This is a genomic window from Bacillus sp. FSL K6-0994 (genome assembly GCF_038630815.1).
GTDB lineage: Bacteria > Bacillota > Bacilli > Bacillales > Bacillaceae > Bacillus > Bacillus safensis.
In genome coordinates this window covers 414,564-431,771 of sequence record NZ_CP152043.1, presented here as the reverse complement: position 1 = coordinate 431,771, position 17,208 = coordinate 414,564, and the positions used below count along the sequence as shown (strand labels likewise).

Below are 17,208 nucleotides of genomic sequence, written 5' to 3'. Positions count from 1 at the left end.
AAAAGGGCAAATGTTGCGAAAAATGAAAAATAATTATTACTATATGCCCTTTTTACAGGATTGTCAACCGCCTTCTGAACCTCCAAAATAAGGGATTTCAAACACTCATGACGGTGTATCAATCTCAATATTTCCGATGAGCCTGTCTGTGGTATGTGTCACCAGTTGACTACGCTCCAGCATGTTGTGAGCGATGACAGAATGAGTGGAATTGGCGGTGCGGACGGCAATTGCTTTTTGAGGAGAAATATTGATGATGTTATTGCGCAGCACACGGGCTGAGGCGGCCTGGTCAATAAAGATCGCCGTCGGCTGTCCAATCGATCGATTTAAATAGAAACGGTTATCTCCAATTTGTGGTGAACCATTTTTAATATACATCACCACATATAAGGATGTTTCTTCAAAGGAATTATCTTTAATTTCCAATGCCCCCGTCGTGCTGCTGTATACAGCGTAGTTTTGATAGTGCTTAAAGCGATTTTGCCAGATGAAAGCCTTTGCATTTCCTGTGACACTGATCGTATACGAAGAATCTAGCTCCGGGTGTCCTTCTTGAATAAAGTGGTTGCCGTTGAGCCCAGCTTCCCCTTCCTGCACCCAGATTCCTCTACTGAATTCTTTGAATTGATTGTGTTGGATCAGGATATTCGTTCCTCTCACCACGGCCGCATCGATAACAGAGTAGACCGTATTGTTTGAAAAGACGACACTATCCGATTGATAGATACGCAGCGAGGCGCTTCTTTTTCCGGTATTCGTTCCTGATTCAATATGGTTTCCTTCTATTAGAATACGATTCGCCATATAAACGGACACAGCCGCATCTTCAAAAAGACTAATCTTATTGCCTGTAATGTGAACGCTGTCTCCTCTCACATCAATTCCTTTTTCAAACCCCTCAATCATATTGCCAATAATCATCACATTGTTTTCCGTTTGGCCAAGTGAGACGCCTAAGCTCGTAATCCCTGCTTTTGTCACACCTCCTCCTACTGCACGAATCAAATTGTTGGCAATGATCGTTTCGGTGGAGAAGCCATAGGAGATACTGCTATCTGTATGATTGCCTTCAATGATCACACCATAGCCGTTAAAGTTATAGATGGAGCTTGCAGCACCTCCTCTGACGATGTTGTTGCGAATCTGAATATTCAGAGGCTCCTCCATATTAACGGCATTTTCTCCATAGCCTTCAATATCAATGCCCATTCTTGGCTCGACCCCATTTACTCCTGCTCTTTCCAAGAGACAGTCCTCCACAATAACCCCATCACAGCCTGTAATCGAAATATTGTTTCGTCTCGAATCTGTGATGGTGCAGCCAGAAATATCAATAGATGAAGCAGGAGAGTAAGGTTCACCCTCTGTCAATAAACCATGGGGACTGACAATGATGCCGTCTCCCGTACAATTTTTTATTTGGACATGATTCACCTCCACATGTGAGGCACCTTCAATACATATCCCAAAGCCCCATTCATGGGTTCTTCGTTCAGCGGGGAGCGGCTTGTATACATGCTCATGACGATCCCCTTCAATACGCCCGCCTCGGATGGTCACATGCTGAACCTTTCCTATATAAAAGGCTGCATACCCCCATGAATCATTTGGTTTTACCTTTATTACAGCGTCTGACGCCATCTCAATGCATATATGACTTGGCACCCGTATACCCGCACCTCGAAAAGGAAAAAATGAATCACCTCTGTACACCGCATCGATTAAATACGTGCCGCTCGGCAGCCAGACATGGGAATACCCCTGTGCTTTTGTCCACTCTAAACATTCATTGAGCTTAGCTGTGCAATCCGTTTTCCCGTCAGCAATTACGCCAAAATCTAGTACATTGACAACAGGTTTTTTTAGATCAGCTTCATTCAATTCCCCCAACCTAAATCACTCCTTTTCACACATGTTCTCTCGTCATCCTATGCATGTGTCAAAGGTTTGCTTGTACATTGCTTCAAATTTTAAATAAATTCTTCAGGAATAACTTTCCGATAATTTTTACTTCAATGAATTTTTTAATTTTTTGAGTCTTTACGCCTATTGAACTAACATTTTCCTGTTTTAGAATAGTTTTATATTGACACAAGAACTATACAAGAATATCATTTTTCTCATATCTCTTTTTTTAAGAAAGGATCTATGCCATGTCTACAATTGACCACGATAAAATTGTTAAAAGTGTTCCTCAAAAAGGGTTTTTTGGACATCCTAAAGGACTTTACACCCTGTTTTTCACTGAATTTTGGGAGCGTTTCTCCTATTATGGCATGCGTGCACTGCTTATTTATTATATGTACACAGAGGTGACAAAAGGCGGTCTAGGCTTTGACCAGACGACAGCCAATTCGATCATGTCTGTCTACGGTGCGCTTGTCTATATGTCAGGAGTGATTGGCGGATGGCTCGCCGACCGGGTATTTGGATCATCCAGTACGGTCTTTTATGGCGGAGTTTTCATTATGCTTGGCCACGTGATTTTGGCTTTGCCAAGCGGAGCAACAGCGCTCTTTATTAGTATGGGACTGATTATTATCGGGACAGGTCTTCTCAAGCCAAACGTTTCAAACATTGTTGGCGACCTGTATACAAAAACAGACCCGCGCAGGGACTCTGGATTTAGTATTTTCTACATGGGGATCAACATGGGTGGCTTTATCTCCCCATTAATTGTCGGAACACTCGGTCAAAAAGTGAATTTCCACCTCGGGTTCTCACTCGCTGCCGTTGGGATGCTTGTTGGACTCATTACATTTGTCGTCACAAAAAAACCGAACCTTGGTCTTGCCGGCACTTATGTGACCAATCCATTATCAGCTGCCGAACGTAAGAACTTCAAAATTTACGGTTCATTAGTTGTGATTTTGCTTGCGATTTTTGCTGTCATTGGCATTCAAACAGGCGCACTCACAATTAATCTATTCACTTGGTTTGTCAGTGCCCTTGGTGTACTCATTCCAATTGTTTATTTCATTGTCATGTATTTCAGTAAAAAGACGAGCGCAGTGGAGCAATCCAGGGTTCTCGCTTATATTCCATTGTTCCTTGCTGCCGTGATGTTCTGGGCGATTCAAGAGCAGGGCTCAAACATTTTAGCAACATATGCAGATCAACGAACAAACTTGAATTTCCTTGGGATGACACTAGCGTCTTCATGGTTCCAATCATTGAACCCAATCTTTATTGTGCTGCTGTCTCCAGTGTTTGCTTGGTTATGGGTCAGACTTGGGAAGAAACAGCCGTCTACCCCGATTAAGTTCTCACTCGGTCTTTTGTTTGCAGGGTTATCCTTCATCATCATGATCATTCCTGCATACATGTCTGGTCCGAACACACTTGTGAGCCCATTATGGCTCGTTTTGAGCTTCTTCCTCGTCGTGATCGGGGAGCTCTGCTTATCACCAGTTGGACTGTCAGCGACAACAAAGCTGGCCCCTGCTGCCTTCTCAGCGCAAACGATGAGCCTTTGGTTCCTTTCAAATGCGATGGCACAGGCGATCAATGCGCAAGTAGTCAAACTGTTTGATAAAGTGCCGGAAACCGTTTATTTCGGTATCATCGGATTCCTTGCCATCGTTTTATGCGGTGTGATGCTATTACTGACACCAGTGATTAAGAAAGCGATGAAAGGCGTTCATTGAATCAAAAAAAGAAGCCTCCCGATTGGGTTGGCTTCTTTTTGATGGTTTAAAACCGGATCTCGTCATCTCCATTGATTTGCAGCTTCAGCGGCTCACTTTGTGCCTGATGCTTTTTCACATAGCGGTGATAGACAACATATCCAATGATCATAAGCGGTACGCCGACATATAGCCCGATGCGCTGCTCTTGATCAAAGGCAAGACTGACCAATACGATGGTATTCAGTGTAATTGCAATGATCGGCAGCACAGGATAAAGAGGCGTTTTAAATTTTAAGTTTTCCAGCTTTCCGCCTGCTTTCAAGTATTTTCTACGGAAAAGCAGCTGTGATAATGTAATCGTGATCCAGCCTGTCTGGGCACTCATGCCGGCAATGGACACGATCCAGGCAAATACCGTTTTCTCTGCAAAGAAGCCGGATAACAGCGAAATCCCTGTAAACAGGAAGGTGAGCAGTAAGGCATTCATCGGAATACCGCGCTGATTGACGCGTCTAAATGCTTTTCCTGCCATTCCTTCCTTCGATAAGGAATACAGCATTCTTGTTGATGCATACAAGCCAGAGTTCGCAACAGATAATAAAGCAATGATAATGACAAAGTTCATGATGTCTGCCGCAAAAGGAATGCCCGTTCTCTCAAACACAGTAACAAATGGGCTTTGCAGCACACTAGCTTCCTTCCAAGGCACCATACCCGCTAAGACAAAAATAGATAAGACGAAAAAGACAAGTGTACGCCATACGGTCTGATGGATCGAACGGGGAACGGTTTTCTCAGGGTTTTCACTTTCTCCTGCCGCAATCCCGATCAGCTCTGTTCCTTGAAATGAAAAATTCACTGTGATCATCGTAACCACAACAGCAAGCAGGCCATTTGGAAACAGCCCGTCATTCACAAAATGGCTGAAGTAAGGGGCGGGTTCACCGCTCGTTGTATCAATAAACCCAAACATCGCCGCTCCGCCTACGCCAATAAAGAGTAAAATTGCAATAATCTTAATGGTAGAAAAGAAAAATTCCGACTCCCCGAACGCTTTCGCTGACCGGGCATTTAATAAGAAAAGACAGAGTCCGAATACGAGACACCAAATCCACACATCCACTTGCGGGAGCCAGCGCCTCATCAGCTGCCCTGCTGATAAGAACTCAAGGGCAACCGTTGCTGCCCAGCCGAGCCAATAAATCCAGCCGACAGCAAAACCCGCTGCCGGGCTGACAAATTTCGTCGCATACGTATGAAACGACCCCGACACAGGAAGTGCAACAGACAGCTCCCCAAGACACAGCATGGTTAAATACATGATCAATCCGCCCACAATATATGAAAGAACGGCTCCGACCGGTCCTGCTTGTCCAATCGTATAGCCCGTTCCTAAGAAAAAGCCTGTCCCAATGACACCGCCAAGTGAAATCATAAATAAATGGCGGGAGGTCATCGCCCTTTTCAATTGTTCAGGCTGATTTTGTCCAACATCCACAATGATGCCCTCCTTCTTCTAAGATGCTCTGTTATCAAAACATGTCTCCATGTGATTCATTCCATTTTCAAAACAACCTACTAATTATACATCTTTTATAATAAATATGCTTCCTTCTATGGTCACTGTCTCAAAGTCTTTATTTTAGTAATGTTCGCACAACTATGTGGTGGATAGGATGCCATATATCTAAAATATTGCACAAAAAAACCAGCTTGAAACTTTATCGTTGCACACTGGTTTCGTTTCATTCTTTTCGAGTCTCATTTTAGACAGTTCTTATGATCACTTTAGTCACAAGTCATTCTGCTTTTAGCAAACACACTTTGATAAATTCATCTATTTTCTGAAAGCAGCGCTTTTTAGATTCAGCGTGAAAGGCCGCAGAATATGAATTGGCGAATCCATGCTCACCCTCTACTATTGTCACGCAAAGCTTTTCCTTTTTCTCCAAAACACTCGCAATCTCCCTTGGATGAAAGGATGCTTCGATCTCCGGGAAAAATAACAGCGTTTTGCAGGCAGGCGCAAGATCGACGTCATCTCTGATCCTCGAACCATAAAATCCAATGATTCCGGTAAACAGCTGATCATTTTGACTGCATCGCCAGGCAATTGTTGCCCCCACACTAAAACCTAGCAGAAATATATCTATCGCGGCATTCTTCGTTTTTAACTCTTTTGCCAGTTTCAGTACACTCTTTATCGGCTTATCAAAACCAACTTTATTCATAAAGTAGTCGTAAGCCTCATTTTCCCTGACATAAGGGAAGTGCTTCGCCTGTCCCAATAAATGAGGACAATAAACCTCAAATCCAGCTTTGTCGAAATAATGGATCATACTCTTCATATGATCATTTATTCCGTATATTTCGTGTATTAAGATCATGACAGGTTTTTGTTTCGATGTATGCAAATGTTCACACTTCCCTTTTGTTTCTTAGAAGTCAATTGAATCGATTGGAAAATTTCGTTGGGATGATCATAGCATATTTTACCCGAATCGTTTATCTAACGTTCCTCCAATCAAATCATCTTAATCATCTTGAACTTGTGATTGGTTTTATTCACCTTTTAACTTGGGTATAGTTCTATCGTTTGTCCGTTCGACCGTTTGAGGGCATAAAGTTGGTGAGATTCGCTCAAGCTAGTTTCAAATGCTTTACTTTTAGGTTGCTTCTCTGTAAGATCATATGTTGTAAATACCAACAAGAAAAGTGGGGAATAAAATGAAAAAAATGTTCTTTGCCATTATTTTAGGCGTTTGTGTTGCATTGATCACGGCATGTGGATCTGGTGCAAGCGACAACGCGAATAAACAATCTGGGTCTAAGGAATCAGGAGACCTTTGGAAATCCATTCAGGATAAAGGTGTATTAACCATCGGAACAGAGGGAACTTATGCTCCTTTCACCTTCCATGACAAAAAGACAGATAAATTAACTGGCTACGATGTAGAAGTCATCACTGAAGTAGCAAAACGTCTTGACTTAAAACCTGAATTCAAAGAAACACAATGGGACAGTATGTTTGCTGGACTGAATGCAAAACGTTTTGACGTGGTAGCAAACCAAGTTGGGAAAACTGGACGTGAAAATCAATATGATTTCTCTGATAAATACACGACTTCTCAAGCTATTGTTGTGACAAAATCAGATAACAACGACATCAAGAAACTATCTGATGTCAAAGGCAAAAAAGCAGCACAATCGTTAACAAGTAACTACAATAAACTAGCAACAGATGCTGGCGCTAAGATTGAAGGCGTTGAAGGTCTTGCACAATCCATTCAATTGATTCAGCAAGGACGTGCTGATCTAACGTTCAATGACAAATTGGCTGTATTGAATTACTTGAAAACAAGCGGTAACAAAAACCTAAAAGTTGCATTTGAAACAGGAGATCCTCAAGAAACGTATTTCGCATTCAGAAAAGGCAGCGGCGAAGTCGTTGACAAAGTGAATGGCGCATTAAAAGAAATGAAAAAAGACGGTACACTCGCTAAGATTTCTAAGAAATGGTTTGGTGAAGATGTTACAAAATAACATCCTAGGAGTCGTCATTCCTTGGGATCTTCTTCAGCAATCTTTTTGGCCAATGGTGATGCAGGGGATTTATTATACAATTCCCCTCGCCATCATTGCCTTTATTATTGGTATTTTTATCGCGCTTGTGACAGCTCTTGCTAGAATGTCTAAAATGAAAGCCCTCAGATGGATTTTCTCCATCTATGTGTCGGCCGTTCGCGGAACGCCGCTTTTTGTGCAATTGTTTATTATTTTCTATTTCTTTCCGACATTTAATATCACACTGGATCCATATCCAAGTGCCATTATTGCTTTTTCATTAAACGTAGGTGCGTATGCGTCGGAAATTATCCGTGCATCCGTCCTGTCTGTTCCAAAAGGACAATGGGAAGCAGGTTATTCCATTGGGATGACACATCGCAAAACGCTCGTCCGCGTGATTTTACCGCAGGCTGTGCGTGTATCGATTCCACCGCTCTCTAATTCATTTATTAGTTTGGTGAAGGATACATCCCTTGCCTCCCAAATTCTCGTGGCAGAGATGTTCCGTAAATCACAGGAGATTGCTGCGGCGAACTTGGATCAGATCTTGTTTATTTATATGGAAGCAGCCCTCATCTATTGGGTATTCTGCTTCATTCTATCGCTTGTTCAGCATCAAATTGAAAAACGACTTGATCGATATGTCGCAAGGTAAGGAGGGAACGACATGCTAACAGTCAAAGGCTTAAAGAAATCCTTTGGTGAAAATGAGATTTTAAAGTCGATTGATTTTTCGATCAACAAAGGGCAGGTTGTGGCCATCCTCGGTCCATCTGGTTCAGGAAAAACAACGATGCTTCGCTGTTTAAATGCACTTGAAATACCAAATGGCGGCTCCTTTACCTTCGATGATTTCTCGATTGATTTTTCGAAAAAAAATAAATCAGCTGATCTGCTGAAGCTACGCCGGAAATCAGGAATGGTGTTTCAGGATTATCACCTGTTTCCTCACCGTACAGTGCTTGAAAATGTGATGGAAGGTCCTGTCCAAGTGCAGCGCCGTCCAAAGGAAATGGTTCGAAAAGAAGCCATTCAGCTCTTGCAAAAGGTCGGTCTGGAAGATAAAAAGGATCTGTATCCATTCCAGCTCTCAGGCGGTCAAAAGCAGCGTGTCGGGATTGCCCGTGCACTTGCCATTCAGCCAGAGCTCATGCTTTTTGATGAACCTACCTCTGCGCTTGACCCTGAGCTAGTCGGAGAAGTCTTAAAGGTCATGAAGGATCTAGCGAAGGAAGGCTGGACCATGGCGGTTGTCACACATGAAATCAAGTTTGCCCAAGAAGTAGCAGACGAAGTGATTTTTATTGATGGCGGCGTCATCGTCGAACAAGGTCCTCCAGAGGAAATCTTCAAACGACCAAAGGAAGAACGAACAAAACAATTCTTAAACCGGATTTTGAATCCAGTATGATGAAAAAAGGCTGTTCTCACGTGGTGAGGACAGCCTTTTTTTATATCTCTTTTTGCAGGCGGAGCGCCAGTAAATCCTGCAGGAGCAGTCTCGCTCCCTCTGGACTGATGACCACCCCGCCGGATAGCACCTTATTGGAGTTTGTCACTTCCCCTGTGACGATACAAGGTTTGTCCTGCCAATATGGCTTCATCACAATTTGGTCTTCTTCTCGATAAATCTCCATAAAATCTTGCGGAAGAATTTTTAGCCGTTTTCTTATATCTGTCGGAAGAACAATTCTTCCAAAGTTATCTATATATCTTACATAGTCTTGATTTAACAAATTGACCCCCCTCCTGCATCTCTAGATATAGGCAATTCCCTCTTTATCAAGGAATGAAGTACTTTAATCGGTTAGTGAAAGGATAAGTTGCAGGCTGATCCAGTGGTTAAACACGCTTTCCATATATGATATATCTGTTTGGTGCAGGACCAATGAAAGAAAAAGGATAGCATGTTGTCAGGACAAGTTCTTCCTTTTCCTGTTGTAGTGTAATAATACTTTGATCATCTTTTTTTACAATCTTTGTTTTCTCAATTTCATAGGTAAACCGACCGTATGAAAGCTCAATGACGAGTTGATCCCCTTTCACAAGTTCTCCTGTTCGTCTAAACACAGTATCACGATGCCCAGATAAAACGATTTGTCCCTGTTCATTTGGTAAATTGCTCTCATGATAATGACCAACACCCTTTGCCAAGTCCTCTGCTTCTGTTCCTTCTACAATTGGTAACTCAGCGTTTAACTTTGGAATGTGTAAGAGTCCAATGGTTTCACCAGCCTTTGGAACAAAAGGGGAATCCGTTTCCCCCTTTTGCTGAATGGCTGCTTGTGCAGACTGGAAAGATTGATCTACTTGCCTTTGTCCATCAACGATCCTTATATATCCTATGATCACAAGACAAATACCTGCTGTAATCAATAGAGTTGAGATGATTTTTTGAACCATGGACGATTATCCGTTTCTTTTTCTTCTTTTCCATACAATAAGGGATGCACCTATTAATACAAGGGCAAATCCTGCTAGTAAAAGGTTGTACATTGCTGTTGCAGTATTTGGAAGATGATGACCAGGTGTATCCTGTTGTGGCTCAGAAGGTTGATCTGGATTTGCTGGGACTTCTGGCACGTTTGGTGGTTCTACTGTCGTTGAGTTTTCAGGTTTGTCTGGCTCATCTACATTCTCACCCTTCACGACTCCGATATTTTGAATGGTTTTCCCTTCAGATCCTTTGGCAGCCTTCGCTTCAAAGGTCACTGTATGCCAGTCGGTATCTTTGATATCGCCAAATTGACCGGTGACTGTGCCTTTTGTGTAATCTCCGTTATCGTCATCTTTTGCATCTGTGGCAGCTTGTCCATCTACTTTTAACGACCCTTCGACATATTCAAGACCTTCTGGCAGTTTATCTGCGATCACTAAGTCTTTGATGACACTGTCTTCTACCGTGTTTTTTGTTTTGATCGTGTAAAGAAGGGTGTCGCCTACTTGTACTTCTTTTTCATCGGTATTGCCTTCTGCTTTTTGAGAGATTTCTGATGTTTTTTCTGATTCAAGCTTTGGATCTCTTGGATCAATGTTTGTTTCGGTTGTTGGTTCGTCTGGCGGTGTATTATCGCCTGTTACTTTTGCTGTGTTTTGAATGCTTTTACCTGATTGGCCTTTAGCAATCTTCGCTTCAAAGGTCACTGTATGCCAGTCGGTATCTTTGATATCGCCGAATTGAGCGGTGACTGTACCTTTTGTGTAGTCTCCGTTGTCATCATCTTTTGCATCTGTGACGGCTTGACCATCTACTTTTAGTGAACCTTCGACATATTGAAGACCTTCTGGCAGTTCATCAGAAATCACGAGATTGTTGACGATGCTGTCTTCTTCAAGATTCTTTGTTTTGATTGTATAAAGAAGGGTATCGCCTACCTGTGGTGTCTTTTTATCTTTGTTGCCTTCTGCCTTTTTCTGAATACTTGCAGCCTTTTCAGATGCTAGTTTTGGTTCACGAGGATAAATTTCTGTTTTCGTTGTTGGATCATCTGGCGGCGTGTTTTCGCCAGTTACTTCAGCTGTGTTTTGAATGTCTTGACCAGCCTGTCCCTTTTCAACTGTCACTTCAAACGTCACTGTATGCCAGTCCGTGTCCTTCACATCACCAAAAGAACCTGTAACCTTTCCATCTGTGTAGTCACCGCTATCGTCGTCTTTCACATCTGTGACAGATTCCCCATCAATTTGAAGGGACCCGGTGACATACTTCAACCCTTTTGGTAATTGATCTGAAATCACTAGATTTTCAACAAGACTGTCTTCTACCGTGTTTTTTGTTTTAATTGTATAAAGCAGGGTATCGCCTACTTCTGGGTGTTTCTCATCTTTGTTACCTTCTGCTTTTTTCTGCAAAACCGCTGATTTTTCTGATTCAAGCTTTGGATCACGCGGATAGATTTCTGTTTTTGTTGTCGGCTTATCTGGCGGTGTGTTGCCGCCTGTGACATTGGCTGTATTTTGAATGTCTTTGCCTGATTGTCCTTTTTCAACCGTCACTTCAAACGTCACGGTATGCCAATCTGTATCCTTAATGTCGCCAAATTGTCCTGAGATGGTTCCGTTTGTAAAGTCTCCGTTATCGTCATCCTTTGCGTCTGTGACTGCATCTCCATTCACCTGAAGTGAATTCGGTACATATGCCAATCCTTCCGGCAGTTCATCTGAGATCACTAAGTTTTCAACGAGACTGTCTTCTATCGTATTCTTTGTTTTAATTGTATAAAGCAGGGTATCGCCTACTTCTGGATGCTTCTCATCTGTGTTACCTTCTGCTTTTTTCTGTAAAACTGCTGATTTTTCAGAAGTCAGCTTTGGGTTACGCGGATAGATTTCTGTTTTTGTTGTCGGCTCGTCTGGCGGTGTGTTGCCGCTTGTGACATTAGCTGTATTTTGAATATCTTTGCCTGCCTGACCTTTTTCAACTGTGACTTCAAACGTCACGGTATGCCATTTCGCATCTTTCACTTCACCGAACGTCCCAGTGACAGTTCCGTCTGTCATATCCCCGTTGTCATCATCTTTTACATCTGTGACTGGATTTCCATCTACCTGAAGTGAATTTGGTACATATGATAACCCTTGAGGTAACTTGTCAGAAATCACAAGATCTTCAATGACGCTGTCTTCAATCGCATTACGGGCTTGAATGGTATACAGTAATGTGTCGCCTACTTCTGGATGCTTCTCATCTGTGTTACCTTCTGCTTTTTTCTGTAAGACCGCTGATTTTTTTGATTCAAGCTTTGGGTCACGCGGGTAAATTTCTATGTTTGTTGTTGGTTCATCCGGAGGTGCGTTTTCCCCTTTGACATTCGCGGTATTTTGAATATCTTTGCCTGCCTGACCTTTGCCTACCGTCGCTTCAAATGTCACTGTGTGCCAATCGGTATCTTTCACGTCACCTATTTGACCTGAAACAGTGCCGTTTGTATAATCACCTTTGTCTTGATCTTTTGCATCTGTTACGCTCGTTCCATCCACCTTAAGAGACCCTGAAACATACGTTAGGCTGCTTGGCAGCTTATCTGATATGATCAGTTTTTTGACAATACCATATTGCACGGTATTTTTTGCTTTAATTGTATAAAGTAACGTGTCGCCTACTTCTGGATGCTTCTCATCTGTGTTGCCCTCTGCTTTTTTCTGTAAAACAACTGATTTTTCCGATTCAAGCTCTGGAGGATATGGATCAAATTCTGGCTTAACCCGCGAAGCTAAATCGTAAGATAATGAATCACCTACAGTGCCCATATATGTTGTACTTAATGTTTTCGCATCAAGTGTAAAAAGAGTGGAATGGCCAATGGAGTCATTTAATCCTGACTGTAATAGCATTTGTCCATTGGGCAAAAAGCTAATCCCCCGAACGCCTCCGTCAATCGTTTTACCATCTGCATTTTTAATCGGAATGACACGAATGACTTCTGCTGTATCAGGGTTCATTTGCGCAATGGCCCCACTGCCATTTGATGCGAACCAAAGATAGCCGTCCTTATCAACGACAAGATCTCCGCCAACGCCAGACCCGATGTCATATCCGACAATTTTTTTAGACGATTTTTGACCCGTAACTAAATCGTATGTTCCAAGGAAATACTCACCATTAGAAGCATAAGAATAGATATATTTATCTTGATACACAACGGCATTAGAAGCACCTTCTGGTAATTGGGTTACGCTCTCTGCTTGCCCTGATGTCGCATTTATTTTATATAGAGTAGGGGTCGTGCTATTTGCAGTTGCATACACAACATTTTCTCGATCACTTACAGCAACACCATTCACTGCACCCATATCGATTCCTTTCACCTCTACACTAGCTTTTACATTTGTTGGATTATTTCCATCGAGCTGCTGAAGAACCAGTGGCCTACTCCCAATAATATAAGAATCCGTGTTATTGACAACAACCGTCCCAGCGGCTTTCGTAACAGCTGGTGAGACCGTTAATAGATTTCCAACGATCAGCACCAATATAAGAAATAATTGACTCGTTCTTTTTAATAAGTTCATTCTTTGACCTCCCCTTTTTCTCGCTTCATATCGTAATGGTATGTACCAGTTCACCTCCCACACTTTGGTAAAGAATATCAGTAACATTTCAAAAGCCTCAACATGACTAAATGACTATTTTCGACAAAAATAGTCATTTAGTAACATACACTTCTCGATGTTTGATTCACCTATGTTTTTTCCAATAAAATGACCTTTTTTATCGTATACCTTCGCATTTTCCTTTTCCTCCAAACAGGTCTAATGACATGATTTATATACAATCTCTTCTATTTAAAGATAATTATTCTTTAATTGGTGCAGATTATTTTTTTGGGAAAATATATTGAATTATTTTCTTTTTCTCTTAAAATGCGGAAATTAATGGCTTCTTTTGCTAAAAAAAACAATCCGAAAGTCTTGCTGCCTGTTTTGATGTTTTGACCCTTACAATTCGACAAAATTCTTTTTTTGAAGTAAGCGATTACAATTGAGCAAAGCCATTTAAAGGGGAGTGAGAGTATGTTACGATGGAAATCGAGTGTTTAAGAAAGAAGGGAATGCTTTTGAAGCGGGAACATCTTTTACGTTGGTTTTTTTATTTTGTTGGATTGATCGTATTAGCTTTTGGACTATCGCTGACAGTGAAAGGGAAGATCCTTGGGATTGGTCCTTGGGACGCTTTCCACTACGGACTGTTTCAGCATTTTGGACTCACGATTGGACAGTGGTCCATCATTATTGGTGCACTCATTGTGACACTGACTTCTGTTTTTACGAAATCATTTCCAAAGGTCGGCGCATTACTGAACATGGTGCTGATTGGTATGTTTATAGATTTCTTTAATGCGGTATTGCCTGCACCACACGGGTATTTATCCGCTTTATATGTGTTTATTACGGGCGTTGTGGTTTCAGGGTATGGTGTTGGCATTTATGTCTCAGCGAATCTTGGCGCCGGGCCAAGGGATTCATTAATGCTGCTCATCTCAGCGAAAACAGGATTGAACGTGCAGTGGGTGCGAAATGGCATTGAGTTAACAGTGCTTTTATTTGCATGGATGCTCGGTGGACCGATTGGCATTGGAACGATTTTGACTGCGATCTTCACAGGTCTTGTCCTTCGTTTCTCCTTGCCGCAATCAACACGGCTCCTGCAGCTGCTCATTACAAAAACAGCAGAAAAACCTGTTCAAACCCTTACAAGATGAAAGCAAGCCATTCTATAATTAGAATGGCTTTTCTTGTGCTAAAATAAATAAACAGAATATTCACATACTGGAGATGAGACCTATGCAGCTTTTCCACTATCATTACTGGACACCATTTGTTGAAGAGACAGAACAAACATATCGTTCGCTAGTCTTTGAGGTTAAAGGCCGTTTCACAAAGGATGGCTCCTATCATCCCCCGCTGACATGGGATGATTTTAGAGAAGAGCAGCCGACTTTTCGAATCATCGAAATGAGAAAAGGACAGATCAATATCACATTTGGCTATAGCAAAAAAGTCCTTTTTGATCACATCGGCTTTCTTGTCTCAGACGAAAAATATGATCAACTGCTTGCACAAGCTAAAGAACTAAACTGGCCAATCCAAGCTGGGGAACGGAGAACGTTTCTTTCGACACCTCTTCGTTTAAGGCTTGAATTACAGCGCCGTACAGATGTCATTGAAACTGGAACCGATGCGCTGCATGCTATGACAATTGCTGTTCCTGATTTGTCACAGACACCTAAAGTCGATCAGCTACTAGCACCTTTGCATCAGCCCATTCACTGGCAAAAAGGAGAACGGCTTTCCCTGCTTGACGTGATCATGACGGATGTTGATGGAGTTGATACAACTGATCCGAATGGTGTTCACATCGTAAATCGTTAATGGACCCTTTTGCACGCCGCTCTCCAATGGTACAATCAATGTAAAAAATTAGAGGTTTGTTATGAAGATATTTGCTATCCAATTACAACACTTAGATGAAATCAATGAACGACAACAAATAGATCGTCTGAAACCCTTTGTTTCAGCTGAAAAGCGTGCTGCCGCTGAACGCTTTCGTTTTTTGATCGACGCAAGAAGGACCTTGTTAGGTGAAGTGCTGGTTCGTCAAACGATCCATGATATGTACGAGCTGCCTATGGACGAGATCGTTTTTGAAACAGAGGGCAATGGCAAACCTGTCGTCCGGCAGCTTCCTTCTTTTCATTTTAATCTTTCTCACTCTGGCGATTGGGTCGTTTGCGCAGTAGATGATGCACCTGTGGGCATTGATATTGAGGAAATCAAGCCTATTGATCTGGCGATTGCCAAACGATTTTTTTCAGCGGATGAGTATCAGGATTTACTCTCACAGCCGGCAGAACGGCAGGAAGCCTATTTCTTTCATCTATGGTCAATGAAGGAAGCCTTTATCAAGCTGACTGGAAAAGGATTATCCTATGGGCTTTCATCCTTTACAGCCCGTCTGTCAGAGGATGGACAGGCTGCGTTGACACTACCTGATCATGAAGCGCCTTGCTTTGTTCAAACATACTCACTTGACCCTGCCTACCAAATGGCGGTATGCACACGAAAACTTGCTGCGGCTGAAAGCGTTGAGAGACTCACTTGCAGCGATGTACTGTCCCGCCTTTAATAACGCGTGCTTTGCTGAAATACCGTCTTTAATAGATCGACTCCGTGTGTGATCTGCTCTTCTTTCACCTGCCAAATGTTCAGCTGAAGAATGGGGTCCTTTTGATAGGCCGACAGGTAATAACGGTCAATTGGCTGAATGGAAACAGATGTCTTTTTCAGCTGCTGAATAATTTGGTTCATGGGAATCGACCGGTCGACACGTAAATGTGTATGGGTAGCCGGCTCCTGTTCTCCCAGCTGATAAGCGCTCTGATCATTTTTTAATCTTGCCACGAGCTGCTTGGAGCGGTTTCGATAGGTCGCTCGCATCCTGTCTCTATGCCGCTCAAACATCCCGCTTTTTAAATATATTTCTAAGGCTGCCTGGGACAGCATGGAGCTGTCGATATCAATCAGCCGTTTGTGTTCGCTAAAAGGCCGAATCAGTTCTTCAGGTAAGACGACCGCTCCTGTTCGCAGCCCCGGAAAAATGATTTTAGAAAAGCTTTTCAAATAAATGACCTTTCCTGCCTGATCGTACGAGTAGATCGGGTCTCTTTTTGTGTCGAATTCTAAATCTGCTATATAATCATCCTCAACAATGTAGACATCATATTTCTCAGCAAGGGCTGCAATCGCTCTTTTTTCTCGTTTTGATAAACTCGTTCCAAGCGGGTTTTGAAATCTTGGCATCGTATAGAAAAAACGAATCTCCTCTTCTCGAAAGATATGCTCTAATTCGATAAGATCGATCCCTTTTTCCGTCCGCTGAATTCCGCGCACAGGCAATTGATTTTTCTCTAAATATTGGAGATATAAGTGATAACCCGGCTGTTCGACTAGTATGGTTTGTTTTCCATTCGGAAAAGGAATGGTGCTTAAAATGGATAAAGCGAGCTGAATACCAGAGGTCATGACGATCTGTTCTGGATGAGCAAACACTTGATAATCCATTAATCGCTTTGAAATGACTGGCAGCAGCGATGGTAAGCCGTTGGCTGTGCCGTAAATAAATAAGTCATTTTGATATAAATCGATCGCTTGGTTGATGCAGTGCTGGAAATCGACATATGGAAACACAACGGGATCAGGTGCAGATGAAGCAAAATCAATCCACGTGCCGTCCTGCTTGTCTGCTCGCTGCTTCGTTTTCACGACATAATAACCGCTTCTTTCTACAGAATACAGCAGATGTTCACGCTCCAATGTATCCAGCGCCTTGATGACAGTGCTTTTACTCACTGCATATTGAGCCGCTAAGTGGCGAATGGATGGAATTTTCATCCCAGCACTGTACTCACCAGAATCCATTTTTTCTTTTAAGCTCAAGACAAGCTGATCATATTTCCTCACACCTTTTCCTCCTTGTACCGGTACAGATATCACGTTCTCTTATTGTACA

The 17,208-nt window shown here is 42.3% G+C and carries 14 protein-coding genes; 7 read left to right on the top strand and 7 right to left on the bottom strand.

Features of this window, described 5'->3' with window-relative positions; translation table 11 throughout:
- Positions 1-105: 105 nt before the first annotated feature.
- The gene (locus MHB69_RS02090; RefSeq protein WP_342495952.1) at positions 106-1,893 is read right to left on the bottom strand and encodes a right-handed parallel beta-helix repeat-containing protein; all 1,788 of its coding nucleotides are present in this window, start codon (positions 1,891-1,893) and stop codon (positions 106-108) included.
- A 263-nt stretch (positions 1,894-2,156) separates the two neighbouring features.
- On the opposite strand from MHB69_RS02090, the gene MHB69_RS02085 reads away from it, so the two are divergent.
- On the top strand, positions 2,157-3,650 hold the full coding sequence (locus tag MHB69_RS02085; protein WP_034283771.1) for a peptide MFS transporter: 1,494 nt from the start codon (positions 2,157-2,159) through the stop codon (positions 3,648-3,650).
- 46 nt (positions 3,651-3,696) lie between these two features.
- On the opposite strand, the gene MHB69_RS02080 is transcribed toward MHB69_RS02085, so the two are convergent.
- Together MHB69_RS02080 and MHB69_RS02075 are read right to left on the bottom strand one after the other, a co-directional pair.
- Positions 3,697-5,088, bottom strand: coding sequence for an amino acid permease (locus MHB69_RS02080; RefSeq protein WP_046314015.1), 1,392 nt, complete (start codon positions 5,086-5,088; stop codon positions 3,697-3,699).
- 343 nt (positions 5,089-5,431) lie between these two features.
- Complete coding sequence (locus tag MHB69_RS02075) at positions 5,432-6,046, bottom strand: dienelactone hydrolase family protein (protein WP_286098911.1); 615 nt, start codon at positions 6,044-6,046, stop codon at positions 5,432-5,434.
- Between the two features lie 313 nt (positions 6,047-6,359).
- On the opposite strand from MHB69_RS02075, the gene tcyA reads away from it, so the two are divergent.
- Genes tcyA through MHB69_RS02060 form a run of 3 tightly spaced genes read left to right on the top strand, consistent with a single transcriptional unit; the run spans position 6,360 to position 8,610 of the window.
- Positions 6,360-7,175: a cystine ABC transporter substrate-binding lipoprotein TcyA gene (gene tcyA / locus MHB69_RS02070; protein ID WP_024424285.1), complete on the top strand. Its 816-nt coding sequence runs from the start codon at positions 6,360-6,362 to the stop codon at positions 7,173-7,175.
- Complete coding sequence (locus MHB69_RS02065; protein WP_024427294.1) at positions 7,162-7,854, top strand: amino acid ABC transporter permease; 693 nt, start codon at positions 7,162-7,164, stop codon at positions 7,852-7,854. Before tcyA ends, MHB69_RS02065 begins: the two co-directional genes overlap by 14 nt.
- Positions 7,855-7,866: 12 nt before the next feature.
- The gene (locus MHB69_RS02060; RefSeq protein WP_041089051.1) at positions 7,867-8,610 is read left to right on the top strand and encodes an amino acid ABC transporter ATP-binding protein; all 744 of its coding nucleotides are present in this window, start codon (positions 7,867-7,869) and stop codon (positions 8,608-8,610) included.
- 40 nt (positions 8,611-8,650) lie between these two features.
- Here MHB69_RS02060 and MHB69_RS02055 read toward each other — a convergent pair whose 3' ends face one another.
- From MHB69_RS02055 to MHB69_RS02045, 3 genes are all read right to left on the bottom strand, one after another.
- The gene (locus tag MHB69_RS02055; protein ID WP_034283768.1) at positions 8,651-8,935 is read right to left on the bottom strand and encodes an AbrB/MazE/SpoVT family DNA-binding domain-containing protein; all 285 of its coding nucleotides are present in this window, start codon (positions 8,933-8,935) and stop codon (positions 8,651-8,653) included.
- Positions 8,936-9,041: 106 nt separating this feature from the next.
- Entirely contained in the window at positions 9,042-9,602 is a 561-nt protein-coding gene (locus MHB69_RS02050; protein WP_034283766.1) for a class D sortase, read from the bottom strand.
- Between the two features lie 6 nt (positions 9,603-9,608).
- Positions 9,609-13,211: an isopeptide-forming domain-containing fimbrial protein gene (locus MHB69_RS02045; RefSeq protein WP_342495951.1), complete on the bottom strand. Its 3,603-nt coding sequence runs from the start codon at positions 13,209-13,211 to the stop codon at positions 9,609-9,611.
- Between the two features lie 545 nt (positions 13,212-13,756).
- On the opposite strand from MHB69_RS02045, the gene MHB69_RS02040 reads away from it, so the two are divergent.
- From MHB69_RS02040 to MHB69_RS02030, 3 genes are all read left to right on the top strand, one after another.
- Positions 13,757-14,401 carry a YitT family protein gene (locus MHB69_RS02040; protein ID WP_342495950.1) on the top strand — a complete coding sequence of 215 codons (645 nt, stop codon included), beginning with the start codon at positions 13,757-13,759 and terminating at the stop codon, positions 14,399-14,401.
- Positions 14,402-14,483: 82 nt separating this feature from the next.
- Positions 14,484-15,071: a hypothetical protein gene (locus MHB69_RS02035; RefSeq protein WP_342495949.1), complete on the top strand. Its 588-nt coding sequence runs from the start codon at positions 14,484-14,486 to the stop codon at positions 15,069-15,071.
- 61 nt (positions 15,072-15,132) lie between these two features.
- Positions 15,133-15,825 carry a 4'-phosphopantetheinyl transferase superfamily protein gene (locus MHB69_RS02030; protein ID WP_342495948.1) on the top strand — a complete coding sequence of 231 codons (693 nt, stop codon included), beginning with the start codon at positions 15,133-15,135 and terminating at the stop codon, positions 15,823-15,825.
- On the opposite strand, the gene MHB69_RS02025 is transcribed toward MHB69_RS02030, so the two are convergent.
- Positions 15,822-17,159 carry a PLP-dependent aminotransferase family protein gene (locus MHB69_RS02025; RefSeq protein ID WP_342495947.1) on the bottom strand — a complete coding sequence of 446 codons (1,338 nt, stop codon included), beginning with the start codon at positions 17,157-17,159 and terminating at the stop codon, positions 15,822-15,824. The genes MHB69_RS02030 and MHB69_RS02025 overlap by 4 nt on opposite strands.
- Between the last annotated feature and the right edge of the window lie 49 nt (positions 17,160-17,208).